Annotated in this window: 1 protein-coding gene; it reads right to left on the bottom strand. The window is 64.7% G+C overall.

Annotation, left to right across the window (positions count from 1 at the left end; all coding sequences use genetic code 11):
- Positions 1–41 precede the first annotated feature (41 nt).
- A complete protein-coding gene (locus tag J2S97_RS23920; protein WP_307052417.1) occupies positions 42–1,091 on the bottom strand; it encodes an IS110 family transposase in 1,050 nt (349 codons plus the stop codon).
- Between the last annotated feature and the right edge of the window lie 285 nt (positions 1,092–1,376).

The raw sequence follows: 1,376 nt of genomic DNA, 5'->3' as shown, positions 1-1,376 counted from the left end.
GCCAGGGACATCAACCCAAAATGACTCTTCTATGGGTTCTGTCAAGTCATGATGGTTTGGAGTTGCCGGAAGATGGAGCGGCAGACGTAGCGTTTGAGGTTGCGGCGGATTTCGCGGTTTGATTTTCCTTTTGCCCGGCTGCGGGTCACGTAGTCCTTGGTGGGGGTGTCGAAGCTCATGCGGGTGCGGACGATGACGTCGAAGGCGCGGTTGAGCTGACGGTCGCCTGATCGGTTGAGCCGGTGCCGGGTGGTGTTGCCGGAGGAAGCGGGGCGTGGTGCGACGCCGCCGAGTGCGGCGAAGGCTGCCTCTGAGCGGATGCGGCCGTGGTGGGAGTAGGCGCAGATGATGATGGCTGCTGTCACGGGCCCGACGCCGGGAACGGATTGGAGCCCTGGCGCCAGTTCTTCGGTGAGCTGCGCCAGTGCTTTGTGGTTTTCGGTGAGCCGGCCGGTTAGGTCTTTGACGGCCAGGGCCAGGCGTTTGGCTTCGGCGCGGGCGATTCGGATCAGGGGGTCGGTGCTGTTTGAGGTCCGCCAGGCTGCGATGGCGGTGATCTGTGCGTCTCGCAGGGATGCCCGGGCGTCGATTCCGAGATCCGTGCCGCGGAGGAGGGCGGTGAGGGCGTTGCGGTTCGCGGTGCGTTGGTGATCGAGCAGGGACCGTGAGGCAAGCAGTATTCTGATCGCGGCTCTGGTTCCTGCAGCGCGTGGCTCCATCACCTGATCGCGGGGTCGCCCGAGGACCGAGCGGGCCGCGGCTTCGGCGTCGATCGGGTCCGATTTGCCGGTGAGGGCCCGCGATGAGCGGGTGGGCGGCCGGACCTCGCCAACCTCGATGTGTGCGGCAAGCAAGACCTGGGTGAGCCGGGCGCCGTAGGAGGACGTGCCCTCGACAGCCGCGAAGACCGTCTCCCCGCCTGTGCGCCGCCGGATCCAGGTGATCGCACGATCCATTCCCGCGGAGGTGGCCGGGAAGACAGCGGTGTCGACCACTGCACCGGTTGAGGCATGAACAGCGGTGAAAGTGTGGGTGCGGGCGTGGGTGTCGACTCCGACGACGAACTCAAATTCTTCGGCAATGATCGCCATGCTGCGTTCTCCTTTTATATTGACCGGACAGATTGGCAGGAGCCTGCCTGGGTCGCTTCGGAGACGCATCTGTAACGGGTCACACTAAAGGGTGGACAGTCTTCTGATCAGGTCATCCGTGGCGGGCAGACCGGTGCCCGGGGAACGGCGCGGACGAGTCATTTTCAAGACACCGCACGCGCGGGTCGGATATACCCTGAGTCACACGCCATTCTCCGGGGTCCAGCCTGCCAGCCGGCCTCCGGCCGGCACATGACCATTACAGATCTACCCGCTGGTCACGGA

Origin of the sequence: Arthrobacter oryzae (assembly GCF_030812315.1) — a bacterium.
In the GTDB taxonomy this organism is placed as follows: Bacteria; Actinomycetota; Actinomycetes; order Actinomycetales; family Micrococcaceae; genus Arthrobacter; species Arthrobacter oryzae_B.
Note: the sequence above shows the minus strand (reverse complement) of the source record. Positions and strands in the feature narration are given on the sequence as shown.